The organism is Bacillus sp. CGMCC 1.60114 (genome assembly GCF_042676365.1).
Lineage (GTDB): Bacteria > Bacillota > Bacilli > Bacillales > Bacillaceae_G > Bacillus_A > Bacillus_A rhizoplanae_A.
The window spans coordinates 30,281-55,431 of the sequence record NZ_JBHTHG010000120.1; the positions used below are offsets into that span (position 1 = coordinate 30,281).

20 protein-coding genes, 2 pseudogenes and 2 other annotated features are annotated in these 25,151 nt (G+C 37.0%); of the genes and pseudogenes, 14 read left to right on the forward strand and 8 right to left on the reverse strand.

Features of this window, described 5'->3' with window-relative positions; all coding sequences use genetic code 11:
- Positions 1-30: 30 nt before the first annotated feature.
- The 8 genes and pseudogenes from ACFQZ1_RS26560 to ACFQZ1_RS26595 form a co-directional block, all read left to right on the forward strand.
- Positions 31-168: a hypothetical protein gene (locus ACFQZ1_RS26560; RefSeq protein ID WP_377885199.1), complete on the forward strand. Its 138-nt coding sequence runs from the start codon at positions 31-33 to the stop codon at positions 166-168.
- A 139-nt stretch (positions 169-307) separates the two neighbouring features.
- Positions 308-646 (forward strand): annotated as a pseudogene (locus ACFQZ1_RS26565) (GNAT family N-acetyltransferase); the annotation flags it as partial.
- Between the two features lie 77 nt (positions 647-723).
- The gene (locus ACFQZ1_RS26570) at positions 724-2,058 is read left to right on the forward strand and encodes an FAD-dependent oxidoreductase (RefSeq protein ID WP_377885200.1); all 1,335 of its coding nucleotides are present in this window, start codon (positions 724-726) and stop codon (positions 2,056-2,058) included.
- Positions 2,059-2,649: 591 nt separating this feature from the next.
- Entirely contained in the window at positions 2,650-4,101 is a 1,452-nt protein-coding gene (locus tag ACFQZ1_RS26575) for an RNA-guided endonuclease InsQ/TnpB family protein (protein ID WP_377885217.1), read from the forward strand.
- 88 nt (positions 4,102-4,189) lie between these two features.
- On the forward strand, positions 4,190-4,900 hold the full coding sequence (locus ACFQZ1_RS26580; protein WP_377885201.1) for a response regulator transcription factor: 711 nt from the start codon (positions 4,190-4,192) through the stop codon (positions 4,898-4,900).
- A 4-nt stretch (positions 4,901-4,904) separates the two neighbouring features.
- Positions 4,905-5,975 (forward strand): sensor histidine kinase, encoded by a 1,071-nt coding sequence (locus tag ACFQZ1_RS26585; RefSeq protein ID WP_377885202.1) that lies wholly within the window; start codon positions 4,905-4,907, stop codon positions 5,973-5,975.
- Between the two features lie 83 nt (positions 5,976-6,058).
- A complete protein-coding gene (locus ACFQZ1_RS26590) occupies positions 6,059-7,156 on the forward strand; it encodes a hypothetical protein (protein WP_377885203.1) in 1,098 nt (365 codons plus the stop codon).
- A gap of 524 nt (positions 7,157-7,680) precedes the next feature.
- Positions 7,681-7,921: pseudogene (locus ACFQZ1_RS26595) on the forward strand (IS5/IS1182 family transposase); the annotation flags it as partial.
- A 165-nt stretch (positions 7,922-8,086) separates the two neighbouring features.
- Here the strand turns inward: ACFQZ1_RS26595 and ACFQZ1_RS26600 are convergent.
- From ACFQZ1_RS26600 to ACFQZ1_RS26610, 3 genes are all read right to left on the reverse strand, one after another.
- The gene (locus tag ACFQZ1_RS26600) at positions 8,087-8,905 is read right to left on the reverse strand and encodes a hypothetical protein (protein ID WP_377885204.1); all 819 of its coding nucleotides are present in this window, start codon (positions 8,903-8,905) and stop codon (positions 8,087-8,089) included.
- A 145-nt stretch (positions 8,906-9,050) separates the two neighbouring features.
- On the reverse strand, positions 9,051-10,298 hold the full coding sequence (gene odhB, locus ACFQZ1_RS26605; protein WP_377885205.1) for a 2-oxoglutarate dehydrogenase complex dihydrolipoyllysine-residue succinyltransferase: 1,248 nt from the start codon (positions 10,296-10,298) through the stop codon (positions 9,051-9,053).
- Between the two features lie 106 nt (positions 10,299-10,404).
- Entirely contained in the window at positions 10,405-13,260 is a 2,856-nt protein-coding gene (locus ACFQZ1_RS26610; RefSeq protein WP_377885206.1) for a 2-oxoglutarate dehydrogenase E1 component, read from the reverse strand.
- A gap of 1,034 nt (positions 13,261-14,294) precedes the next feature.
- Here ACFQZ1_RS26610 and ACFQZ1_RS26615 point away from each other — a divergent pair.
- The 3 genes from ACFQZ1_RS26615 (at position 14,295) to ACFQZ1_RS26625 (ending at position 16,676) form a co-directional block, all read left to right on the forward strand.
- Entirely contained in the window at positions 14,295-14,927 is a 633-nt protein-coding gene (locus ACFQZ1_RS26615) for a VC0807 family protein (protein WP_377885207.1), read from the forward strand.
- A gap of 226 nt (positions 14,928-15,153) precedes the next feature.
- Positions 15,154-15,552 carry an IS200/IS605 family transposase gene (gene tnpA, locus ACFQZ1_RS26620; protein ID WP_377885208.1) on the forward strand — a complete coding sequence of 133 codons (399 nt, stop codon included), beginning with the start codon at positions 15,154-15,156 and terminating at the stop codon, positions 15,550-15,552.
- Positions 15,553-15,563: 11 nt separating this feature from the next.
- Positions 15,564-16,676, forward strand: coding sequence for an RNA-guided endonuclease TnpB family protein (locus tag ACFQZ1_RS26625; RefSeq protein ID WP_377885209.1), 1,113 nt, complete (start codon positions 15,564-15,566; stop codon positions 16,674-16,676).
- A gap of 378 nt (positions 16,677-17,054) precedes the next feature.
- On the opposite strand, the gene ACFQZ1_RS26630 is transcribed toward ACFQZ1_RS26625, so the two are convergent.
- The gene (locus ACFQZ1_RS26630; protein ID WP_377885210.1) at positions 17,055-17,942 is read right to left on the reverse strand and encodes a DMT family transporter; all 888 of its coding nucleotides are present in this window, start codon (positions 17,940-17,942) and stop codon (positions 17,055-17,057) included.
- Between the two features lie 330 nt (positions 17,943-18,272).
- Positions 18,273-18,501, forward strand: a binding site (T-box leader).
- Positions 18,502-18,547: 46 nt separating this feature from the next.
- Positions 18,548-18,775 (forward strand) — a binding site (T-box leader).
- A gap of 104 nt (positions 18,776-18,879) precedes the next feature.
- On the opposite strand from ACFQZ1_RS26630, the gene ACFQZ1_RS26635 reads away from it, so the two are divergent.
- Positions 18,880-20,211: an amino acid permease gene (locus tag ACFQZ1_RS26635; protein ID WP_377885211.1), complete on the forward strand. Its 1,332-nt coding sequence runs from the start codon at positions 18,880-18,882 to the stop codon at positions 20,209-20,211.
- A 321-nt stretch (positions 20,212-20,532) separates the two neighbouring features.
- Here the strand turns inward: ACFQZ1_RS26635 and ACFQZ1_RS26640 are convergent, their stop codons facing one another.
- Positions 20,533-21,078 carry a GNAT family N-acetyltransferase gene (locus ACFQZ1_RS26640; protein WP_377885212.1) on the reverse strand — a complete coding sequence of 182 codons (546 nt, stop codon included), beginning with the start codon at positions 21,076-21,078 and terminating at the stop codon, positions 20,533-20,535.
- A 603-nt stretch (positions 21,079-21,681) separates the two neighbouring features.
- Here ACFQZ1_RS26640 and ACFQZ1_RS26645 point away from each other — a divergent pair.
- Positions 21,682-21,951, forward strand: coding sequence for a DUF1292 domain-containing protein (locus tag ACFQZ1_RS26645; RefSeq protein WP_098309122.1), 270 nt, complete (start codon positions 21,682-21,684; stop codon positions 21,949-21,951).
- Positions 21,952-22,376: 425 nt separating this feature from the next.
- Positions 22,377-23,030, forward strand: a complete 654-nt coding sequence (locus ACFQZ1_RS26650) for a YdeI/OmpD-associated family protein (protein ID WP_377885213.1) — start codon at positions 22,377-22,379, stop codon at positions 23,028-23,030.
- Positions 23,031-23,207: 177 nt separating this feature from the next.
- Here the strand turns inward: ACFQZ1_RS26650 and ACFQZ1_RS26655 are convergent, their stop codons facing one another.
- The 3 genes from ACFQZ1_RS26655 to ACFQZ1_RS26665 all read right to left on the reverse strand — a co-directional run.
- Positions 23,208-23,645: a DUF1259 domain-containing protein gene (locus tag ACFQZ1_RS26655; RefSeq protein WP_377885214.1), complete on the reverse strand. Its 438-nt coding sequence runs from the start codon at positions 23,643-23,645 to the stop codon at positions 23,208-23,210.
- Positions 23,646-23,899: 254 nt separating this feature from the next.
- Complete coding sequence (locus ACFQZ1_RS26660; RefSeq protein ID WP_377885215.1) at positions 23,900-24,337, reverse strand: BclA C-terminal domain-containing protein; 438 nt, start codon at positions 24,335-24,337, stop codon at positions 23,900-23,902.
- A 614-nt stretch (positions 24,338-24,951) separates the two neighbouring features.
- On the reverse strand, positions 24,952-25,151 hold a 200-nt coding region (locus ACFQZ1_RS26665; RefSeq protein ID WP_377885216.1), incomplete at its 5' end, for a hypothetical protein.

Below are 25,151 nucleotides of genomic sequence, written 5' to 3' on the forward strand. Positions count from 1 at the left end.
GTAGACTAAAGAAGAGAGAGTGAGCATGGAATGAGTATAAGCTTGCGAGATATTACAAATGAGAATTGGCTAGAGTGTATATTCTTAACTACGAATAAAGAAGATAAACATTTCGTTTGTGAAGAGTTTGTTGCTTCAAATGCACTATCCCGCATTAACGGGCAGTAAGATCCCAAACTCAAGAGGCAGAGGAGAGCGAAGAAGATAGATTGGGGACAACTGCCCGTAAAAGCCCGATTGGTTCAACTAATCCTCAACGAGAGAACCGTTCGTTGAGGAAAGTTTCACTTTATCACTAGCCCAGTCGAAAATTCAAAAAGGGTGGATAACGAAGGCGATATACAACGATGAAACGATGGTTGGATTTACGATGTATGGCTATTGTGAACAACATCATTTTTTTGAAATATGCAGACTCATGATCGATCATAAATATCAAGGAAATGGGTATGGCAAAATGGCGTTATTACAAGTAATCGAAGAGATGAGAACAGGTGCTGATTGTCATAAAATTTTTCTATCTTTTGAATCGAAAAATTTAGTTGCAAAACAACTGTATGAAAGTATTGGATTTGAAGATGCCGGAAGAATGATTGAAGGTGAATGTTTGTATAAACTGCTGTTAAAAAAGGGCTCACAATGTTAATGAAGAATATAAAAAAATGACTGATAAATGAAAAATATGGGAAATGTAAACGATAGATGATGATAAGGAGTGGTATCGTGAAATACGTTATTATAGGTGGAGATGCAGCCGGAATGAGTGCAGCAATGCAAATTGTTCGTAATGACCAAGAAGCAAGTGTAATAACTTTAGAAAAAGGCGACATATATTCGTATGCGCAGTGCGGTCTTCCTTATGCGATTAGCGGAGTGATTGAGTCTACTGAAAAACTAATTGCCAGGGACGTTGATATATTTCGGAACAAGTATCACATTGATGCCAAAGTGTATCATGAAGTTACGCGTATAGATCCAGCAAGTAAAAAAGTGTGCGGCATACATACGCAAACATCACAACCATTCGAATATGAATACGACCGTTTATTAATTGCGACGGGAGTGCATCCGATTATGCCGGACTGGAGGGGGAGTAAGTTACAAGGGGTTCATGTATTAAAAACGATTCCGGATGCAAAGCGAATTATGGAGACACTTCATAATCAGAAAGTTGAACATGTTACGATAATTGGCGGCGGGCCAATCGGTCTCGAAATGGCAGAGACATTTGTTGAACTCGGTAAAAAAGTGCGTATGATTGAACGGAATCAACATGTGGGTACCGTGTTCGATGAGGATATGGCAGCATACATTCATGAAGAAGCGAAAAAGCATAACATTGAGATACTGACAGATGAAAATGTAAAATCGTTTCAAGGAAAAGAACATGTTGAATCTGTGGAAACAGATAAAGGAATGTACAAAACAGATCTTGTTTTAGTATCAGTTGGAGTCAAACCAAATACTGATTTTCTAGAAGGGACAGGAATAATTAAAAATCAAAAAGGTGCTATCCAAGTTAACGCTTATATGCAAACAAATATAGAGGACATTTATGCAGCAGGAGACTGTGCTACGCAGTACCACATTATAAAAGAAAAACATGACCATATCCCGCTTGGAACAACGGCAAACAAACAAGGGCGAATTGCAGGACTGAACATGGTTGATAAACGAAGAGCGTTTAAAGGGATTGTCGGGACAGCGATTATGAAATTTATGGATATAACATTAGGCCGAACAGGTTTGAATGAAAAAGAAGCGAAACAATTACAAATACCATATGAAATTGTAAAAATTGATGCGACAAACATAGCGGGGTATTATCCGAGTAAGAAACCACTGCATGTGAAATTATTGTATCGAACAGACACACAGCAATTGTTAGGCGGACAGTTTATAGGAGAGCAGGGCGTGGATAAAAGAGTAGATGTACTTGCGATGGCACTGTTCCATAAAATGTCGATTCACGATTTAGAAGACGTAGATTTAAGTTACTCTCCTCCTTACAACAGTGTGTGGGATCCGTTGCAGCAAGCAGCAAGAAGGGCAGAATAAAGCATCTCTTGAAAGAAGAGATGCTTTATTTTTGATGATTATAAATAAGATTTTATCCGTTTCATATCTGCAATTAAATACGGATTATCTTTCTTCATATTTTTAACAAAAACCTCTGCTTGTGTGAAGTCCTCTTTCAGTACTTCTAATTTTTGTTGTGAGGAATTATGAATTCTTGACTTGATGAGCATGAGATAATGGGAAATATTTCTATGAAATGAATGAAGAGAATAAAATATAAAGTCTTCGTGGTAGTTCAAAAAGGTAATCTGTACAATTTGATTGACCTACGGCGGGAACTAAGAGACGAACTTTTGGGTAAAGAAGAGTGTTACCAGTGGACTTAACATAAAGATGCGGTGAAATGTATCGACACTATAGTACGAAATTAGGAATGTTATCTTTTCATAGATTCCTAATTTATCGAAAAATTGGCAAGAAAACTCCATCTTCAAAACGTGCAGGGCATAGCCTAGTTTAAGGTGGAGATGAATTGCCATCGCATTTGTAAAAATATTTTCGTGGTATTACGAATGTATGTTCTTTTTGGCTGTTTTGTAGTATCATGAAGAAAAGTAGGAGGTGAACATGATGACAAAAGAAAAAGAATATGCAACCTATCAAATTTGGATTAAGAAAGGTCACAAATTATACTCTTACTTCCTAGAAATGTGTGAAAACGCAAAAAATCTCTACAATATAACAAACTTCTATATTCGCCAAGTATATACTGCCTTACATTCCGGTAAACCATTACAACCACTTCAACAAGAAGTCCTCCATACATTACAAACACATATTGAAACCATGAATGAAAATCAACTTCGTGCGTATCAAAAACGCTTGCAAAAACAAAAAGAAAAACCTGTTAAAGAACAAAAAGAAATGAAATGTAACTTCTTTACATTCCCAACAAAAGAGAAATCGTTTCTATCTTATAACTTTCTAGATTGCTTGTTTAAAACAATGAAACAACAAGATTATATAAACTTGCCAGCGCAAACGAATCAAGCGGTCATGAAAAAACTCTATCAAAACTGGAAATCATTCTTCGCTTCCATCAAGGCATACCAAAAACATCCTTCCACTTTTACTGGTAGACCTCGCATTCCCAAATATATTAGATCATCTATGAGAGAAATTGTATTCACAAATCAAGTATGTAAACTTCAAGATAAATACATTCGTTTTCCAAAAACAAGCATAAAATTAAATGTTGGTAAATTGTTTGGGCGGATTGGCAATCTCAAAGAGGTACGTGTTTCTCCTACTTACGGGAAGTTTAAAGTTGAAATTGTGACAGAACAGTCCGAACCAGCACCTGAGGGTGTTGAAAACAACCGTTATATGAGTATTGACTTAGGAATCAATAACATTGCAACTATCATAACGAATACAGGGGCTACTCCTGTGTTAGTAAAGGGCAATGTAATTAAAAGTATGAATCAATACTACAACAAGAAAAAGGCTTATTTAACGGGTATTCTTCGTCATGGAAAAGAACCAAAAGAAGGACCACACACATCAAAGCGTTTGGAGAGGCTTCATGAGAAACGATTTCTCAAAATAAAAGATTTCTTTCACAAAATCAGTTATCAAATTGTTCATTTCGCAGTTCAACATGAGATTTCTATGATTGTGATTGGGAAAAATATATCATGGAAACAAAATAGTGATATGGGAAACCGACAGAATCAATTCTTTTGCCATATCCCACATAATCTACTCATTGAAATGATCACCTATAAGGCAAAACGGAAAGGTATTCTTGTACAAGTCGTGGAAGAATCGTATACAAGCAAGGCATCTTTTCTAGATAATGATGATATCCCCACTTACGGTGAGAAAGACATTCCTAAATTCAGTGGAAAACGGATCACGCGTGGCTTGTATCGTACGAAAAAGAACAAATTACTAAACGCAGATGTGAATGGTTCCTATAACATCTTAAAAAAAGCAGTTCCAAAGGCGTTTGCCGATGGAATAGAGGGGTTGTGCCATCAGGCAGCTGTGTCAACTCCACTCGTGTTAAGAATCTCTTGAAGGTGATACACGAGAAACCCCCACTTCAAGATCCGAAGGAGATAAGTGGCGGGAGTTTTCATATCTTATTACAAAGGTGGTTGGAATCATGCGGAATGAAGCGATATTAGTGGTTGATGACGAGGAAGGCATTTTAACTATGCTTGAGAATCTTCTTCGAAAAGAAGGGTATATCCATGTTACTAAAGCCAGTTCCGCTGCTGATGCGCTCAAGGCTGTTCGAACAACACGCTTCGATATAATTGTGCTTGATGTCATGCTTCCTGATATGGACGGATTTTCCTTGTGTATGGAGTTACGTAAAACTATAAGAACCCCTATTCTATTTCTTAGCGCCCGTTCTAGTGATTTGGATAAGTTGCAGGGACTGTATTTAGGCGGGGACGATTATGTAACCAAACCGTTCAATCCGATGGAAGTTATTGCACGAATTCAGGCACATTTGAGACGGAGCACTCTCTATGCGTCTGATGTTGTAAGCGCTGAGGATTTGTATCAGTATAATACTTTTTCGGTTAGCCGTACGACCGGTCAACTTATCGTTAACAATGTAGATACTCCTTGTCCGGCTAAAGAACTTGAACTACTTCTCTATTTTTGTAAACATCCCAATCAGGTATTTACCGCCCAACAACTATATGAACAAGTGTGGGGTACGATGGTGCAAGGGGATGAGAAAACAGTCGTTATCCACATCTCCAGACTCAGAAAGAAGCTTGAGGTTGATCCGTCTAATCCTAAGTTGATTGTTACGTTGAGAGGAATCGGATATAAATTTGTTCCACCCGCAGGAGGTTAGAACAATGAACGTTATGCTTCGTATCGCATTACAACTGCTAATGGCTTTCTTTTTTCTGTTTGTTTGTATTCAAATAATTGTCATTGGGACGGCTTGGCTTTTTTGGCCACAAACACTCACGGATGGAAACAATTCAGACATCTTTACGCTTTATGTATTGGTGGTGTGCGCCCTACTTTTTCTCCTGACCTTGCTTCTGATTGGATGGTATCTTGGGAAGCCGATTTATTTCATTATTGTTTGGATTAGACGTTTGGCAAATGGTCAATATGATTTTCCTATGCGTTGGGATGAGATTCATTCTCGTAAAAGAGGAACGTTGAAATTTCTATATGCAGTCTATAAGGAAGTGTTCGAGCATTTACGGATGCTTGGGAGCACACTCCAAAAAAACGAAAAAGAGTTGCGGGAGTCGGAACAAACGAAACAAGAATGGATTCGAGGGATATCGCATGATTTAAAAACACCATTAACCTACATATCCGGCTATTCCACCATGTTGATAAATACGGAGTATCAATGGAGTGAAACGGAACAGAGGGAGTTCTTGGCTATCATTCAACAGAAAGCGGCTCATCTGAAAGAAATGGTGCAGGATCTTAATGAAACGATTCAGGGCCAAATCCCTCTAAAGGTCGAGGAATTGGATATAGTTGAACTCGTACGCAGAGCGATGGCGGATGTCAGTAGTGCACCTTGGGCGACCGGTCATCTGTTCATGATGGATTCGGAGTCAGAACAAATTTTGGTAACTTGCGATCCAAAGCTGTTGACACGTGCTATCCGTAATTTACTTGTCAATGCCGTCGTCCATAATCCAGAAGGAACTAAGATTGCGATTTGCATTTCGCGGCTTTATGACCGAATGGTGGAAATTCAGATTAAAGATAACGGGATTGGATTTAGCGAGTCGTTTGTTAAAAGTGATGCAGTAATAATGCCCTCCGAACGCTCGGGATTGGGATTGTCCATTGCAAAGCAACTAATTGAAGCCCATGGTGGAAAATTAATCGTTATCAGTAAGCCGAACGAAGGGACTTCTCTGTCGATTAGATTGTTATTGGCGCAAAGTTAAGGTGAAATTCATCTTCCGTTTACCTCCTGTTTACTAGCGCACCATATACTAAAAGAAATAGCATATAAGGAGTTGTGATCTTCATGAATCCTGTAAATTTGAATACTGCATCTCATCCCAAGATGACTGGAGCGAAACATGCATTGTTTCGCTGGTGGAGGCGTTGGCCAGAATGGATTCGATATGCAGCAATCATTTGGACGCTCATTTATGGTATGTTGGGGGTGTATTGGTCGCTTGGAGGCTTAGGTTTTCCATTAGGTTTGACGAACGATCCGAATGCGTTACATTCAGTTTTTAGACATGTTACAGTTACTGATGCAGGGCCAGTCATTGCTATTCTTTGTTTTTTGGGTGTGGTAGTGCTTTTTATGTTCAAGTTCAAAGTGCGTGGTTTTATCCGAACGATTCTCATTTTTTATGCTTGGAGCGTCGCGATGATTCTTTGCTTTACAATCCCGGATACCCGCGCAATTATGTTAGTAGCTTATGCTCCTATTTGCTTGATTGGGACTTTTTTCGGGCTATCGTTACATTATTTCGATCACATCACATGGCCGGTGGTAAATCAATTTATTTGTCTTGTAGGAGGAGTGCTATGGGCAGCGACGGTCTTGTCCTTTCAACGTCAATCCAGAGATGCTTGCAGATATTGTGGACATAAAAACGGCACGAAGCGTTCGATGGCTTCCAATTCTACGGCGCGCTGGGGAAGATTAGCAACCTATGTTGCGATCCTTGCTCCTGCTTATTACGATATTACCCGCATTGCATGGCTGTTGGGAATACCTCTAGGAATTACAAAGGAATTATTTCAAAGTCTTCAAGATTCAGGGGCTGTATGGGCTGGAGCAGGCCTAGCTTTGGTATCGATTAGTGGAGCCATTCTTACCCGGGGACTTATAAAGCCGTGGGGAGAAATCTTTCCTCGTTGGATTCCGTTTTTGGCTGGGAAGCGCGTACCTCCTGCTCTGGCCATCGTTCCTGCTGGATTTGTCTCCATAATGTTAATCGCTGCTGGTATTCAGATCGCCCTTGATTTCTCTTTTAGCAGCAATTTTCAGAATTGGGGAGCATCAACGCCTCTCTTGTTATTTCCAATTTGGGGAATCGCGTTGGGAGTGGCTACAATTTTCTATTATTACAAAAGGAAGGGGCGCTGCAATTATTGCAGTGTATAGGAGGGAACTTCATTAAAATGAACTATAAATGCTAACATGTCAAGCATTGCACCTTTAACTTTGTAAGTCCGCAAAATCCTCATACTACTCCAATAACTAACTTTATTGTTAGAAAAGATTAGCTAAAGTATAAAAATACCCGTTCGATTGCTTTTTCTCAACATGATAACCATCATTTATATGATAATATAAAAATTATAGTTCCCTTAATCACCCTTCCTATAAGATCAATATGTAGAAGAACAAATCCTCATTTAGAGGGTTTGTTTTATAAAACATATAAAAATTTCACGTACTATAGTTGTTGTATACATTTCATTTTGACAAATATATTTATGAGTGCCATAGTTTGCTCAATTCATAAAAACACTATCCTTACTGGGGCAATTAAAAAACAGTCGGAGTACATTCAGATAGATGCAGAGAAGTTTCTGAACAAAGCTGATGAAACAAAAGTCTATCATACCTTTCGAGAGGACTCTCACCTCTAAACAAGCTTTGCTAAGTGGGGGAGTATTCATAACCAAAATTATCGTGTCATCACACGTCATATTTGAGCGGACTATAAAGATATAGCATAAGATCATAAACGGACAAAGGCAGGAAACCGATTATATAAAGTACGCTGCTTAACAATTGAGTGGAGCCTTGCGGATGTTAAAGAGCTACATGGCTATCAATAATCTCGGTTTCGAGGGGCAGGGGCAGGTATATCTCACTGCTGCTTATCAAAACATGAAAAAAAATGCCCTTCATCTAATCTAAAAGGGTCAGATGAAGGGCAATTCCTTTTATTTTTTAGTGTGTGAATATCTAGATGCATTTACGTTTTATCCCGCTATTCGCGGGCAGTAAGACCCTCACTTCAAGATTCAAAGAGAAACGAGGAAGATAAGTGGGGGATGAAGAAAACCCCCACTGATGGAAGTTTCACTTTATCTTGTAAAGAATATAGCTGATGGCAAGAGTAATGCATGAAAATAAAATAGCGATGCTAGAAAAAGCAAGGAAGTAAGCATTATATTTCGCTATATTTGCGATAATTGCATGACTATCAAAATGAAGAATGCCTCCTATAACGTTGAAGAGAAATAGGAACAAGAAGATTGTAATAAGCCCATCTAATGCACCTTGTATGTCAGGCTTACTTAAGGCAATATGCGTAGAGATGCAAATTGCCAGGATTAGAAAGATCCAAAAATAAAGATTTAATAGATTACTAATAGTAAAAATGCTTTTTAATAATAGGATAGAAGATAAAACAGTGTGTTTTATCATGTCACTCATGACGCCGCTGGGCTGAATATTTGTTTCAATCCCATTCATGAATACCGAGTATGAGTGAGGGATAAGAAAATACATTAAGCCAACTAGTGCTGCAATTCCAGAAAAAATAGGAGCAATACCGATAAAGAAATTACCTATTTTTTGATATATACTTTTAGGATTATATTCGTGCTGCACATATCCTAAATACCCGTTACTCGTATTCGTTGGAAACCACTGAATATCTACGATTTTATGCCCAAATAAGATGCACATAAATGCATGCCCAAATTCATGAATGGGTGTTCCAATCCATGAGGTTAAGAGGAAGCCTTTTCTTCCGAAAGCTCTTGTCCAATATGTTCGTGAACGATTTTCTAAATATCCTAATAAAAATCCAACTAGAATAATGAATCCTACTAAAGAGGCTAATTGTAGAAAAGTTGTAATAAGCATAGTAAAAAAGAAGTTTCCTAATTCCATTTTGTCACCTTATCTATATGTTAGTTTATAGATAGTAGATTACGATAATTTCTTGGCATTAGTCTACAATTATTTTTTATTATGGAAGTAGAAATGAAGAAAACCCCCTTGCATTTGCAAGGGGGCTCTGTGATCTATAAAATGATCAACCTTCTAATAATAATGATTTTGGATCTTCAAGCATATCTTTAACTGCAACAAGGAAGCTAACAGCCTCTTTTCCGTCTACGATGCGGTGATCGTAAGAAAGGGCGATGTACATCATTGGACGGTTTTCCATACGCTCTGCATCGATAGCGATAGGGCGTACTTGGATTTTATGCATACCAAGAATACCTACTTGTGGTCCATTCAGGATTGGCGTTGACATTAGTGAACCGAATACGCCTCCGTTTGTAATTGTGAATGTTCCGCCTTGTAGTTCTTTTAAAGTAAGTTTGTTGTCACGAGCTTTTTTACCAAGTTCACTGATTTCTCTTTCGATTTCAGCAAAATTCATTTTATTTGCATCGCGTACAACAGGAACAACTAAGCCTTCTGGAGCTGAAACAGCGATACCGATGTCATAGAATTTCTTGAGGATAAGCTCATCACCTTGAATTTCAGCATTTAATAATGGGAATTGTTTTAATGCTGCTACAACTGCTTTTGTGAAGAATGACATGAAGCCAAGACGAACATCATGTTTCTTTTCAAATGCATCTTTACGTTCTTTACGTAATTCCATGATAGCTGTCATATCAACTTCGTTAAATGTTGTTAACATTGCAGCCGTTTGCTGAACTTCTACAAGACGATTTGCAATTGTTTGACGGCGGCGGGACATTTTTACGCGCTCAACTGGTTTTTCAAACTCAGTAGTTGCAGCTGGTTTTGGACTTTGTTTTTCTTGTTTTGGTTGTTCTTTTGGCGCAGCAGCATGTGCTTGTACATCATGCGGTCTTACACGGCCAAGTGGATCAGTGCTGCGTACTTCATTTAAGTCGATTCCTAATTCACGAGCCATTTTTCTAGCAGCAGGTGATGCGATAGGGCGGTCCGTATTTGGAAGGCCTTGTAAAGCTGTTTTATTTGGCGCTGCACTTGGAGCCTCAGCTTTCGGTGCTTCAGTAACTTCTTGTTTTGGCTCTGCTGGAGCAGGTGTACTTACTGCAGTGCCGTTTGCATCTAAAACTGCAATAATATCACCAATTTCAACTGTATCTCCAGGTTCTCCTAGTAGTTGTGATACAATACCTGAATCTTCTGCAATGATTTCTACATTGACTTTATCTGTTTCAAGCTCAACAACGCTTGCGCCTTTCTCAACTTTGTCACCTACATTGATAAGCCATTGTGAAATAGTTCCTTCTGTAATAGATTCTGCAAGCTCAGGTACTTTAATTTCGATCATTTTAAATGTCCTCCCCTATTTGCCTAACAATTGATTTGATATGTTTTGTGATAATCTTCTCTAAACATGAATGGGGGATGCTCTCCCCATTCATGAGAATACTTTATTACTTATTGTGAACGAAGTCTTTTTCTTCTTGTAACTTGAAATTAATATTAAGTGTTTGATTAATAATTAATTCTTGCTCTTTTCTATGAACATGTGGATCGCCGCCTGATGGACTTGAACGATCTGGACGTCCAATATAGTTTACTTTCACATTGCCAGAGGCAAGTTCGAATAAAATTGGTGCGATATAATGCCAAGCGCCCATATTTCTTGGCTCTTCTTGTACCCATACGATTTCTTCCAAGTTTTCATAACGCTCAGCGATTGCTTGGATTTTCTCTTTAGGGAATGGGTATAGTTGTTCAACGCGAACGATATGCACTTCATCTAACGTATGCTCTTGTTTGTTAGATTCAACATCTACCGCTAAGTCGATTGCCATTTTGCCTGTAGTTAATACAAGACGCTTCACTTTGCTTGTTTCTGTTCCAAGGTTTGGTTGCTCTACAACCGTTTGGAAGCTGCCTTCACTTAGCTCAGAAGCAGGTGAAGATGTAAGTGGATGACGTAACAAGCTCTTTGGCGTCATAATAACTAATGGTCTTACAAAGTCCGTTCCAAGACTTGCTGCTTGGCGGCGCAGAATATGGAAATATTGCGCTGCACTTGTTAAGTTTGCAACTGTCCAGTTATTCTCTGCAGCAAGCTGTAAGAAACGTTCTGGACGAGCGCTGGAATGCTCAGGACCTTGACCCTCATAACCGTGAGGAAGGAGTAGGACAAGTCCGGATTTTTGTCCCCATTTTGCTCTTCCTGCTGAAACAAATTGGTCGAACAATGCTTGTGCTGTGTTAGAGAAATCTCCGTATTGTGCTTCCCACATTGTAAGTGTTTCAGGAGAAAATACGTTATAGCCATATTCAAATCCTACAACAGCAGCTTCTGAAAGCGGACTATTATGAACCGCGAAGGAAGCACGAGCTTGTGGTAGACGGTGCATTGGTGAATATGTTTCATTCGTTTCTGTATCATGTAGTACAATGTGACGCTGTGCGAATGTACCGCGCTCTGAATCCTGTCCTGTTAGACGAATTGGCGTACCGTCCTGTAAAATCGAAGCAAACGCTAACGCCTCGGCATTTGCCCATTCTAGCTTACCGCCATCTTTAAATGCACTATCACGGCGTTCAAGAATTTTTTTCAATTTTGGATATACGTTAAAACCTTCCGGCCATTGCAGAAGACTAGTATTTAATTCTCGAAGTGTTTCTAATGAAACACCTGTCATCATTTGTGGAATTCCATTTGCAACTACTTCAGGAACTGGAATATTAGCACTTACTTCTTTTTTATCTGAAGAAACTTGAGCATATTCAGCTTTCAAATGCTCTTGTACAAATTGCGTAATTGTTTCTACTTCGTCAGCATTTAGAATGCTTTTCGCCTGTAACTCTTCAGCATATAAAGCTCTTACAGTAGGATGCTTGCTTACCTTTTTATATACTTTCGGTTGTGTAACTGCAGGATCATCCATTTCGTTATGACCAAAGCGGCGATATCCGATTAAGTCAATTAGGAAATCCTTTTTGAACAGCGTACGGTATTGGAAAGCAAGAGTAGCTGCAATAAGACAAGCTTCAGGGTCATCAGCATTTACGTGTACAATCGGAATATCAAAGCCTTTCGCAAGGTCACTAGAATATCTTGTAGAACGAGAATCATAACTATCAGTTGTGAATCCTACTGCGTTATTGGCGATAATGTGAATTGTACCGCCTGTTTGATAACCTTTCAGTCTGCTTAAGTTCAGCGTCTCAGGTACAATACCTTGACCAGGGAACGCAGCATCACCGTGTACTAAAATTGCAAAAGCTTTAGAAATATCTTGTTCTGGATAACCTGCTTGTTGGCGATTTTCTTGAGCAGCACGTGCAAAACCTTCAACAACTGGGTCTACAAATTCTAAGTGACTTGGGTTATTAGCTAATGTAACGCGAGTAAGAGAACCCTCAGAGTCAATTAATTGTTCTTTACCTAAATGATACTTAACATCTCCCGTCCAGCCGACATTGTTTTTGTCCTTGTCTTGCATCGGTGCTGAATGCTTAAATTCAGTAAACATGTGACTGTAAGGTTTTTCTAATGTATGTGCAAGTACGCTCAGACGTCCGCGGTGAGCCATACCAATCATAATATCTTTCACGCCGCCCTTAGCGCCTTCAGAAATAATTTCATCAAGCATAGGGACAAGCATGTCAACGCCTTCTATAGAAAAGCGTTTTTGACCAACAAATGTTTTATGCAAAAATTGCTCGAAACCTTCGACTGCTGTTAAACGTTTTAAGACTGCAATTCGTTTTTCGTTTGATAATGGATGATACAGAGAAGTTGATTCCACCATTTCTTGCAGCCATGCGCGTTCTTCGCTATCGTGCACATGAGCGAACTCATAAGCTAAAGATTTTGAATAAACATCTTTTAATCTATTAACCGCATCAAATGCTGTTTGAACATCCGCAGGTGCGTTTGCCCAAACCATTTTAGCTGAAATCGCTTTCAAATCATTTTCGCCTAGGCCCTCTAAAGAAAACTGCCCATCCATTTTTTCCTCCAGTGGATTAATGTGCGCAGATAGGTGACCGTATGAACGAATATTTTCTAAAACCTTTGCAGCTTTTAGAACTTTTTCTATATCTGTATTGTTTTGAGAAGAAAAATTAGAGACATTGCTGTTTACATTTGTAAAATCTGCATGAAAAGGAGGAGCGCCCCATCTTGCAAAAAGCTCTTCTAACTCCGGATCAACAGAACCTGCCTGAGCTACATAACGATCGTACTGTTCAATGACATAGCCAAGGTTAGGACCATGGAACTTAGCCCACGGGTTGTTTGTATTTGTATTCTTACTCGTCATTTGACAAAACCTCCTACTCGTTAGGCTGTTTCTTTCAAGATGAATGAAATAGTAACGAGTGCAATTCATTTTATATATCTTATGTTATTACGATAATTTACATAATACAAAACGTTATTACTTATCTGTTTTGTAAAAAAACATTCACAATTACTTATCACCCAGAGAATTATTCCTATTATCTAGTAAATGGGTATGAAAAAATCGCTACATAATATAGATATGAATGATTTTTAGGGATAATATGGAAGTGAATCACCTGCTAGTGAATAGTCTGAAATATATGAATGTTCAAATAAAAACGTTTTAAATTATGTATATTAAAATAATAAACGCTTTCAAAAATATTATACAACAATATAACAAAGTATAATAGAAAAAAAGATAAAATTTAGAATTGATTGTTAATTTTTTATTGATTGAGAGATAAAGTGAAACTTCCACTAGTGGGGGCATTCTCGACTGATAGTTAGTTGAACTTTACTTTTGTAACAAAGCACCCAATCTTTTTATAGAAAGAATCGTATGTTTAAGATGTAATATTTTATGATAGTTTGAACAAATAGTTGTGTAAATTAATAGAAGATAGTAAAAGAAGAAATATTATAGAGGACGATGAATAGAAAAATTTTTTAAAGAAAATTATCAATACAATTTTATAGAAAGATTTATGATTATTATTCAATATCGAAATGAGTGTTTCAGTAATATTTTAGTTAATGGACATGTAGGAGTGGTTTTTGGAATATTCATAAAATTATTATTAACAAACCGGCGATTGGTTTTAAGACTTTTATGGTTCTTTCTTAAGGAATACGCGTTCAGCAAATACTTCATCAGCATTTACAAAAAAAGCTTGCATGACTTTTTTATTCGCATATTACGTATGTTATTTTAAGGGGGGGAATGCGAATTGAATACGTTTCAAAAAGGGTTAAGTAGTTTAAATAAAGAAGTGGAAATCGGAAGAGCAGAGGTTCCTCATCATATTCCATTTGGTTTTCATGGGATCTATACAGAGGAGGGGATGTAACATGGAACGAAAACAAATTGTGCGTGGAATTATCCTTTCTTTACTTATTAATGTGGCATTGCCCATTTTAGTTTACGAGCTGTTATTAGGCCATGTGTCGAACATCACAGCGCTCATAATTGCTACAATGATTCCTTTAGTAGAAACTATAATCTATTTTCTGAAGTATAGAAAATGGGATGCATTTGCAGTGTTTATGTTAGTCGGATTTATTCTTGGAATTATCGCTGCTCTCATTGGCGGAGACGAAAGACTTATTTTGGTTCGGGAATCATTTGTCACAGGAGTTATGGGATTAATTTTCCTTGGCTCTCTTATGACTCGAAGACCGCTAATTTATTATTTCGCCTTACGATTTACTGTCGGAAAAACGCAAAAAGAACAGGCAGCTTTTGCTGATAAGTGGAACAATGCCTACTTTCGTAAAGTATTGCGAATCATGACAGCGGGGTGGGGGATTGTTTTATTAGGGGAAGGATTGCTGAAAGTGGTGCTGGTCTATAGCCTTTCAGTATCTACGTTTTTAGCAATCTCTAGTTTAGTCACGTATGGATTCATTGGACTTGCAATCATTTGGACCGTTATGTATCGCAGAAAATCACGTCAAAAAATAGATCCAACAAAAAAAGTGTAGAATGATAAGCGTCTTATGAAGATGATTTAGGGTCTTCCAGTTATGGATGCGTTTATTTTAACGCTTTACCCGAAAGAATTCTCCTTCCTTAAGCGTGTGCAGGGCGATAACTCAACGGTAGGTGGGAGATGAATTTCGGTTTGGTGTTAGCCAAAAAGTACTTGCTATTATTTTTATTTTCACTCTGATATAATCAGTCTTATAAAGTATAAAGGTTGGTATATCAATGAAGTTAGATAGTAACAATCATTCAGTATTCTTGCTTTATTATCATCTTATATTAGTTGTGAAATATAGAAGAAACGTATTTGATGATGATATGTCTAACTATGCAAAAGATATGTTTATAAGGCTTTCAGAAAGCTATAACATAACTTTAGTTGAGTGGAATCATGACAATGACCATGTTCATATTTTATTCAAAGCACATCCAAATACAGAAATAACAAAGTTCATCAATGCGTATAAAAGTGCCAGTTCTCGACTAATCAAGAGAGACTTTCCACAAGTGAAAAAGAAACTTTGGAAAGAGATGTTCTGGTCAAGAAGTTTTTGCTTACTCACTACCAGTGGTTCACCAATAGAAGTAGTAAAAAAGTATATCGAAAATCAAGGTGAAAAGTGAGGTGAAATGATATGACAATACATAATAAAGCGTACAAATTTCGTTTGTATCCAACAGAACAACAAGCACATCTTATACGTAAAACTTTTGGGTGTGTGCGATTTGTATACAATAAGATGTTATCTGAACGAAAAGATGTGTATGAGAAGCATAAAGGGAATAAAGAAGAACTAAAGAAACAAAAATTTTCTACTCCTGCAAAGTACAAGGCGGAGTTTGAATGGTTGAAAGAAGTGGATTCATTAGCATTAGCGAATGCTCAATTAAACTTGCAAACTGCTTATAAAAATTTCTTTAGTGGTCAAAATGGCTTCCCAACATTCAAAAGCAAAAAGGATAGAAAATCTTATACAACGAATATGGTCAACGGAAATATTATGTTGCTGAATGGTCATATCAAATTACCGAAATTGAAGCTTGTAAAGATCAAACAACATAGAGAAATACCTCAGGACCATGTGATTAAGTCATGCACGATTTCCATGACCCCCACTGGGAAATACTATGTGTCTATCTTGACTGAGTATGAAAAAGAAATCGTGCAGAAAGAAGTGGAAACTGTTGTTGGATTAGACTTTTCTATGTCTGAATTATATGTTAGTAGTGAGAATGAGAAAGCCAATTATCCTCGCTTCTACCGTCAAGTATTAAAAAGATTAGCAAAGGCCCAACGAGTATTATCAAGACGTACAAAAGGCTCAGAGCGTTGGAATCGGCAACGTATTCTTGTAGCTAAATTGCATGAAAAAGTAGCAAATCAACGTAAGAACTTCCTTCATCATAAGTCAAAAGAATTAGTTAACAACTTTGATGTTGTAGCAATTGAAGACTTGAACATGAAAGGAATGTCACGAGCACTTAGCTTTGGAAAAAGTGTTACGGATAATGGGTGGGGGATGTTCACGGCTTTTTTAGCCTATAAGTTACAAGAACAAGGCAAACAACTTGTGAAAATTGACAAATGGTTTCCTTCTACAAAGACATGTAGTAGTTGTGGAAGCGTAAAGGATTTAGCACTATCTGAACGAGTGTATGCTTGTGATTGTGGTACGTCAATAGATAGAGATTATAATTCTGCAATCAACATCAAAAATGAAGCGATACGCTTGTTAGCATTATCATAAATCGTATCAAAGAACCTATGGAACATGGGAGATAGCTCGCGGTCTTAGGACTAATTCGTTAGCTCATAAAAGTAACGACTAACCGAGAAGCCCCCACTTCAAACTGCTCGTAAGAGCGTTAAGTGGCGGGTAGTTCACGTTTTTCTATTCAAATGATGTGAGGATAAACAAAAAAACTTCCGTTTATAACGAAAAGAGCGCCCGAAGATGGACGCTCTTTATCATTCATATAATTCGTGTTACCAGAAGAGAATGTAGGTTAGGAGAATTAGAATGATATAAATGAATATTTGTAACATGTATATATTTCTATGTGCCCGATTGGACGGGCTTTCCATCAGGGGGGGATGGAGAACCCCCACTGATGGAAGTTTCACTTTATTCCATATTTTTCTTATAACTTAACTTTAATAAACTTTTAAAATCTAGTTCAGCAATTAATACACTTAATAATATGAGTGTTGCACCTAAGTAACCTTTCAATGTGAGAGTTTCACCCGTGAAAAAGAAAGCGAAACCTGCAGAAAAAACAGGTTCTAATGAGAAAATAAGACCTGTATGTGTAGGGCTGGTGTGTTGCTGTGCAATAACCTGAACAATGAAAGCTATTGCTGTACAAAATATGCTTAAGGCTAAGATTGAAGACCATGATTCAACAGTGTCAGGAAGTTTTGGGGTTTCCATAAACATTGAGAAAATGAGACTAAATAGACCGACAAAACCTAGTTGTACTACCCCAAGAGTAATTGAATTAACGTGCTTAGTCATTGTTCCAGTAACGATGACATGAACTGCATAAAATAAAGCGCATAAGATACATAATATATCACCAGAAGCTATCTTGAATTCGTTATTTAACGTTAATAATCCTATTCCTACTATGGTTAAAATAATTCCCAATACAACTTTTCTTTCAGGTCTTTGCTTTAAAAATATAGATGATAGTATTGGAATAAAGATGACTGTGAGACTCATTAAGAAACCGGCATTAGAAACACTTGTATACTTTGTACCAAAAGTCGCAAAAACATAAACGATAAACAAAATAGAAGCTAATATAAACGCATATTTTACAGTTTTAAAATCAATTTTGATTAAGTGCTTGTAAAATACTATAGCTGATAAAAGAAAAGCAATAATAAAACGTAATGCGATTAAATTATATTCTTCTATGTAATTGAGGCCAACCTTTGTAAGTAAGATAGATGCACCCCAAAAAAATGTAACCATTAGTAGCATTAAATCAGCTTTTAATTGTACTTTCATCTCTATCTCCTCGTTATTTATTATTTGTAATTTCCATAATCCCTCTCCTGTTATTTATTTTAATGTTAATTCTAAATATTTGAAATAAAAAAAATTTCCCTACGCAAAGTTAACATAACCTATTATTGGGGGTATTGTTTCACACATTCATTGATGAGTCACATATGTGGCTCCAGTCGGATTTTCTTTTAAAACTATGAGTATCGCTTCCTTTAGCAAAACATACCTAAATAAATATTGCTTAAAACCATTGACAGAATATTAATGCAGCCTCTATAATACAAAACATACTTACTGAAGAACGTAATTACGTCATATAAATTGAAATATAATTGGGCAATGAAGGGAATATAAGTAGTGCTTATCTCACTGTTTTAGAGAGCTGATGGAAGGTGAAAATCAGTACAAAGATAAGGATGAATTTCGATCCTGGAGCTTTTTTTTTCGAAGTAAAGGTGACCTTTATGGAGGGAAAAACGGTCAAAAATGATCGTTAACAAAGTCGAGAGGCAGACTTAGTCTGCAACTAGGGTGGTACCGCGATATATTCGTCCCTACTGATACAATCAGTAGGGACTTTTTTATTATATAGAAAACTTAATATAGGAAATGCAATGAAAGGAATATAGTAATGCTTATTTCCCTGTTTCAGAGAGCTGATGGAAGGTGCGAATCAGTACATAAATAAGTGTGAATTTCAATCCCGGAGCATCTTTTTCGAAATAAGGGGCGACCTTTATAGAGGGAAAGACGGTCAAAAGATCGTTAACAAAATCAAGAGGCAGACTTAAGTTTGCAATTAGGGTGGTACCGCGGTTTCAATCGTCCCTGTCATTTAGGACAGGGGCGATTTTTTATTGGAAGAAAAACTACACTTGATTCTATAGAATCTTTTGTTAAATAAAAAATCTTTATATTAAAAATTAGGAGGATAATTATGGAATTACAAAAAAGATTATTGCCACGGCATATTCGTTTGATGGCACTCGGAGGAGCAATCGGTACAGGTATATTTAAAGGGACTTCTGAAACAGTATCCATAGCGGGACCAGCAGTTATTTTTTCTTATCTGTTTGCCGGATTATTGCTTCTTGTTGTAATGAGTGCAATTGCGGAGATGGCCATCGCTTATCCTGGGGTGAATATGAAAGGATTTATTCATAAAGCATTTGGAACGAAAGTGTCATTTGTAATTGGATGGCTGTACTGTTTTATGTGGTTAGTTGTATGTGTCATTGAAGTAATAGCTGCGGGAAGCTTTCTGCAATATTGGTTTCCTTCTATGTCTTTATGGTCTTTAAGTCTTATTAGTGCTATTTTCATTGTGGTTATTAATTTTATGAATGTGAAGAATTACGGAGAGTTTGAATTTTGGTTTGCCGGAATTAAAATTACGATGATTGTTCTATTTCTTGTTTTAGGTGCAGGTATTTTATTCGGCATTATCCCGAGCAATGAAACTCACTATATGCAAAACTATGTACAGCACCAGGGATTCTTCCCGCACGGCTGGTCAGGAGTATTTTCTGCATTGTTAGTAGTAATTTTTTCTTACGGTGGTTCTGAACTTATCGGATTGACTTTAACAGAAACGAAGGATGCAGAGAAGGTATTGCCTAAAGTGATTAAAGGAGTAATTTGGAGAATCGTATTATTCTATACGCTCCCAATCCTTGTCATTTGCGGATTAATTCCATGGAATGAAATCGGCAACCAAGCAAGCCCGTTTGTGCAAGTGTTATCTGCAGTCGGATTTAAAGGAGCGGCTCATATTATGAACTTCGTCCTTATTACAGCTGTTTTGTCCGCTGCAAACTCCGGTGTTTATGGCTGTACACGTATGCTGCATTCCTTAGCTACAGAAGGGGAAGCACCGAAGCTGTTTTCACATGTTTCCAAGAATGGTGTTCCATTATATAGCGTTATCTTAAGCTCTATCGTTCTTATTGGGGGGACATTTGTTGCGTACTTTTCCCCTGACCGTGTTTTTGGGTATTTGATGGCAATTCCGGGATTTACGGTATCAGTGGTGTGGATCAGCATATGTTTAGCACAACTGAAGCTTCGCAAAACATATACAAAGTTACCGCATTTTAAAGTATGGGGATTTCCATATGTGACCTCATTCACTGCGATAGCGTTAACGATTAGCTGTGTGGCATTTGCATTCAGCGATCAGAACCGAGCAAGTATTTTTCTTTGTTTAGGCATTTTAATAATCTTAATTCTATGTTCTGTTTTTGTAAGTAAAAAGCAAAAAGCAGACTAATACTACATTTTTAAGATGAATGAAAAGGCAGACTGCTAATTGTTTTTATTAAGTAACAGAAAAAACAGGGTATTCTTGATTAAGACTACATCTCTTATATATTATTATAGTCTTTATAAGAGAGGCAATGAGGAGAATAGATACAAGCAGAGATTATGTGCTTGATCTATTCTTTTTTTGTACAACATATGACCTCATTTACTACAACATAGAAGAACCGCCGTTACAGTAAGACTCTTAATAAGCTGTGTACAAAAAAATGAAGACCGCGCGGTCTTCATTTTAGTTGACATAGTTCCCGTTATTGGAAGTGAAATGAGCTTACACATCCAAGCTGTTGATGATAGCTAATATTTGATGATCTGTCCATTTGCCATTAATCTTTATATTTTCTTTAGCTATACCTTCTTTTTTAAACCCTACTTTTTCTAATACACGAATAGATGCTATATTGTCAGGCATAGCTCCTGCTTCAATTCTATGTAGTTTTAATTCTCTAAAAGCAAAGTCTACAACAAGTTGAAGAGCTTCTGTTGTATAGCCCTTTGCATTATGCTCCTTATCTAAAGTAAATCCCGTATAACAGCTTTGTACGTCTCCCCTAGCAATTTGAGTTAATGAAATGTCTCCGATAAGTTTATCAGTTGCTTTTAAAAAGATTCCAAAAGGATATAATTGTCCTTCATCTGTCTTTTTTAATGCCTGTTTAAGGCGTATTTTTTGATGTTCTTCTGTAAAAAAGGCTTCTGGGAATAATGGGCAAAATCGTTGGGAAAATTCGCGATTTCTAGTAAGTAATTTAGCTAACTCGCTGGCGTCAGAAATCTTGTAAAGTCGAAGATATATTTGTTGTCCTACTAGTTTCATAGAACCCCTCCGATATCCTTTTCATACAATTTTATCATGGTTAATGAAAGAAAAAATTGATAAATATCATATTCATGTGAAGTTAACATAACGTATCATTATCAGCGGTAATCAAATCCCAGAAACCCATTCATACCAGGAGTTTTCCAGCCTTCTGTTCCCTTCACTGTATGCAGGATTTCATACAGCCATGTCACAATAGCATTGGCAGTTTAAACCGTTTTCGTAGCCTGCATGAAATCCTGCATATCCTTAACATATAAAATCCTCGTTTTACCGTCAGTACCTTATGCTCATCAAGATAAGATTTTGACATATCCCCAAAACGAAAAATTTATATCTCGACAGTTATTTATGAGAGTTCAACTCATTTTTTTCGTTTTAGGGGCAACCCATTTCTAAAGTTGATGGGCATGTGACGAGAGCTCAAAATGTATTCATTCATATTCACAGATGATATCCTTTTAGTTGGATTCTTACGCTGAAGCAGCAAGAAATTGTTGTTCTTTGCGCATTAATTTGATTTTTTATGGAAAGATATACTATAGTAAGTATACGATTTGAACGTTCTATTTTTTAGAGTATAACAGGAGGAGAATGAATATGTCTGAAATTGAAGTAGGCGAAATTTTTACCCTTAGCGATGAGAGTAATGAGGAGCAGGAAGTTGAAGTGCTCGGAACGATGAATGTCGAAGGAGCAGAATACATTGCTGTTGGCTTTGTAGAAGACATTCAAACGGAAACAGAGGAAGACATTGATATCTTCTTTTTAAAAGTAGAAGAAGATAGTGAATTCTCATACATTGAGAGTGACGAGGAATTTGAAAAAGTATCTGCTGCGTTTGAGAAAATTATGGACGAGCAAGAATAATATTGGTTGGACACAAGGGGCGGATGCATATCTGCCCTCTGTTTTTGTATATAAGGGTACCGTCCCATCGCTATCAAGCTAACAAGACAAAATACCCCTTAAAATGAAAAAGACGTTATTCTTTCTGAGGAATCATTGGAAAGGATAATGTCTTTTTATCAATGTGACGGTACCCCTATTACGAAAATTAAACATTGTTCGTCTACATATGTAACATAATTAACAAATAAAAAGACTATCATATTCTCGTTTTTCAGTTACTTAATAAAATAATTGGATGGTCTGCCTTTTTATTTTAAGCAAGTATTTACGAACGGCTATAAACCAGTAATCATCTTTACAGACATTTTTGTCTGAATAAGGTACACTTTATTAGAAAAAAATGAAGCTTAAATTGAAATATAATAAAAACTAAGGAGCCTGTTATGTCAATTATCGATAAATTAAAACTAAATAAATTCACAAATATGGCTGTAATCAATCAACCAAGCGACTATGATGTCTTTACTGAACAAACGACTATCCTTTCGAAAGATCATGATGCTATTTTCATTTTTGTAGAAACAATTGATGAAATGGTTACACATACACAATTTATTATGAATAATGAACAGCTTTTACTTGAGAAGGGCTATGTATTTTTCGCATATCCGAAAAAAGGGAATACTCGTTATAAAACCTTTATTCATAGAGATGAAATGTTTCCAGCAATGAACGTTGGAGAGGATGGTTATGTAGGGAATAGCGATATTAAGTTTGCGCGTATGGTAAGCATGGATGATGTTTTCACTGTTGTTGGTTTAAAACGTGAAAAAAAGAAAGAAAAGAAAACATCGACTGCCAGCCAATGCGTTGCGGATTATGAGGACAATGTGAAGGATGTTGAAGCATTATTAGCGGATCATCCAAATGAACTTAAGTTTTACCAAAGCTTAACACCTGGATATCAAAAAGACTGGGCGCGTCACATATTCTCAGCGAAGCAACAACAAACACGTGATAAGCGTCACCAACAAATGGTTGATATCCTTTCACAAGGGTACAAAACACTTGATTTATTCCGTCGGAAGAAGAAATAAAGTGAGCATTCCATCAGTGGGGATTTTCATTCCCGCTGATGGAATGCTCGCTTTCAAATCTAAAAACCAACTTTTGGTAATGGGGTCATCAAGCCCTTATTATTTAAGATATCTAGGATTGTACATTTGTATTACTTATAGAAGAAAAACAAGATGTTGCTCGTTATTCAAAAATATTTATTCTACTCCAGCTTTCTTAAGAGCTCTAGCAATCTCTTTTGCAAACTCTACCGGATTTTGAATTGATTCAAGATGCATATAAATGAGTCTTGGCTTTTCAAACAACCAGTGGTTGTGTATAGCTGAGACTTTAATTTCATCGCTCTTTTTGATAGCTTCTAAAAAAGGATTTACTTCGTCTTGTAAAAAAACAAGTTCAGCTAGATTTAAAGTTTCATTTCTGTTAGAAGTAGGTTCGAAACCAAAATCTTCATATCTTTTAGAAATAGGTTCGAAACTAAACTCCAAAGAAATTACCATTTCCGAATGTGTAGGATGTCCAAGAATTGTTACGTCTAAATCCTTTCTCTCCCTTGTTACCATGCATACATCGTTTTTTTGTTCAGCTTCACCTTTGAGGATTTTTGCTAGTTCTTTACATAATGTTTTAGCCATAAAATTAACCTCCTGAAAAATTAGATATACTTCAGATTATGGGAGAATGCGTGTTGGTGAACTAACCAAAAGTCTACTATTACAAAATAGATTTAAAATTGGTGCTTATGTTTTGCCATAAAGGCATAAGTAATTCTATCAGTAGTTGAATAAGTAGGTTTGCTAGTTTTTGATATGTATTTATGGATTAAAATAGCGTTCTATCTATTGATAGAACGCTATTTTAATCCCAACTGCTGCACAAATAAACCTTACTAGTTAAGCTTCTCGATAGTTAATGATGCAGCATTAACTTTGTGTCCGTTTAGAATTGGGAGTAACATATCTGTAGTTGATCCTATATTTCTAAGTTGTAGTGTTGAACGTTTAGGAATATGGATAATAGCTTGTCCAGTAAGCATCAGACTCGCTCCATCCACTAGTCTTTGTATACCGTAATTAGTAAGTCGTCCACCGACTAAAGAATTATTTAAAATTAAACCATATACTGAAGTAGAAGCAGGACCATCGATTAATAATATAAATTCGATTTTATAGTCTCCTGGTTCAGGAATTATTAGCGTGTCACTAGGTGGATCAAACACGATATGATTTAATGGACCGTTTCTATTAAATTTTACGTTTTCGCCTGATTCGACTTCTATAGGTTTGCGACCCACAAGTGTAACATAACCATAGGCTGGCTTCGGCATTATTACGCACCTCCTCATTTACTATTCTTATTATTGTATGTGATCAAGTTAAAAATGAGTGTATGCTCGTCCAATAAAAATTAATTATGTATATCCGAAGATAAAATAATATGCCTCCTATTTCGTTAGTGAAAAGAAGACAAGAGACGTATAACTACTAGCCTAAGCCGGCGCATCTGCACAGTAGGCGGGTATGGAGTGCTCTTATTGCTTGCGAATAGCGGGCTAAAGAAGCGTCAATGTGAAGGAACCGGACGAAATACGGCATTATGAAAGGGGGACACGAACAGTATATTTTCTAGTACAAAAACTTCAGAGCGATTGCAAGTAATCTCTAAATCTTTGACATACCGATATTGTTATTCTGAAAATTTGTATATAGGTTACTTAGAATGGCATAAAATACAGCACATAAGATACATAATATAGCATCATAACTTATCTTTAACGGTAGTTAGTCCGCCTAATTTTAAAGGAGAATAAGCTCCTTTATTTTTTTTAAGCATAGCATGGAAAAGACTATGAAATATTTATAAAAAGTAGGTGGAAACATGCTATTAGGCTCTCAACGTATTCTAGGTTTCCCAGGCATAGGCGGCTTACTAGGCAGCTTACTAGGCATGGGGAAGGGCGGTTTCCCAGGCATGGGTAAGAGTGGCTTCCCAGGCATGGGCATGGGCGGTTTCACAGGCATGGGCATGGGCGGTTTCCCAGGCATGGGCATGGGCGGTTTTCCAGGCATGGGCATGGGCGGTTTTCCAGGCATGGGCATGGGCGGTTTTCCAGGCATGGGCATGGGCGGTTTTCCAGGCAT

What these genes read in the sequence shown, in the direction of transcription:
- ACFQZ1_RS26560 (WP_377885199.1), top strand. Translation starts at nt 31, where the DNA reads ATGAGTATAAGCTTGCGAGATATTACAAATGAGAATTGGCTAGAGTGT.
- ACFQZ1_RS26575 (WP_377885217.1), top strand. Translation starts at nt 2,650, where the DNA reads ATGACAAAAGAAAAAGAATATGCAACCTATCAAATTTGGATTAAGAAA.
- ACFQZ1_RS26580 (WP_377885201.1), top strand. Translation starts at nt 4,190, where the DNA reads ATGCGGAATGAAGCGATATTAGTGGTTGATGACGAGGAAGGCATTTTA.
- ACFQZ1_RS26585 (WP_377885202.1), top strand. Translation starts at nt 4,905, where the DNA reads ATGAACGTTATGCTTCGTATCGCATTACAACTGCTAATGGCTTTCTTT.
- ACFQZ1_RS26590 (WP_377885203.1), top strand. Translation starts at nt 6,059, where the DNA reads ATGAATCCTGTAAATTTGAATACTGCATCTCATCCCAAGATGACTGGA.
- ACFQZ1_RS26600 (WP_377885204.1), bottom strand. Translation starts at nt 8,905, where the DNA reads ATGGAATTAGGAAACTTCTTTTTTACTATGCTTATTACAACTTTTCTA.
- odhB (WP_377885205.1), bottom strand. Translation starts at nt 10,298, where the DNA reads ATGATCGAAATTAAAGTACCTGAGCTTGCAGAATCTATTACAGAAGGA.
- ACFQZ1_RS26610 (WP_377885206.1), bottom strand. Translation starts at nt 13,260, where the DNA reads ATGACGAGTAAGAATACAAATACAAACAACCCGTGGGCTAAGTTCCAT.
- ACFQZ1_RS26615 (WP_377885207.1), top strand. Translation starts at nt 14,295, where the DNA reads ATGGAACGAAAACAAATTGTGCGTGGAATTATCCTTTCTTTACTTATT.
- tnpA (WP_377885208.1), top strand. Translation starts at nt 15,154, where the DNA reads ATGAAGTTAGATAGTAACAATCATTCAGTATTCTTGCTTTATTATCAT.
- ACFQZ1_RS26625 (WP_377885209.1), top strand. Translation starts at nt 15,564, where the DNA reads ATGACAATACATAATAAAGCGTACAAATTTCGTTTGTATCCAACAGAA.
- ACFQZ1_RS26630 (WP_377885210.1), bottom strand. Translation starts at nt 17,942, where the DNA reads ATGAAAGTACAATTAAAAGCTGATTTAATGCTACTAATGGTTACATTT.
- ACFQZ1_RS26635 (WP_377885211.1), top strand. Translation starts at nt 18,880, where the DNA reads ATGGAATTACAAAAAAGATTATTGCCACGGCATATTCGTTTGATGGCA.
- ACFQZ1_RS26640 (WP_377885212.1), bottom strand. Translation starts at nt 21,078, where the DNA reads ATGAAACTAGTAGGACAACAAATATATCTTCGACTTTACAAGATTTCT.
- ACFQZ1_RS26645 (WP_098309122.1), top strand. Translation starts at nt 21,682, where the DNA reads ATGTCTGAAATTGAAGTAGGCGAAATTTTTACCCTTAGCGATGAGAGT.
- ACFQZ1_RS26650 (WP_377885213.1), top strand. Translation starts at nt 22,377, where the DNA reads ATGTCAATTATCGATAAATTAAAACTAAATAAATTCACAAATATGGCT.
- ACFQZ1_RS26655 (WP_377885214.1), bottom strand. Translation starts at nt 23,645, where the DNA reads ATGGCTAAAACATTATGTAAAGAACTAGCAAAAATCCTCAAAGGTGAA.
- ACFQZ1_RS26660 (WP_377885215.1), bottom strand. Translation starts at nt 24,337, where the DNA reads ATGCCGAAGCCAGCCTATGGTTATGTTACACTTGTGGGTCGCAAACCT.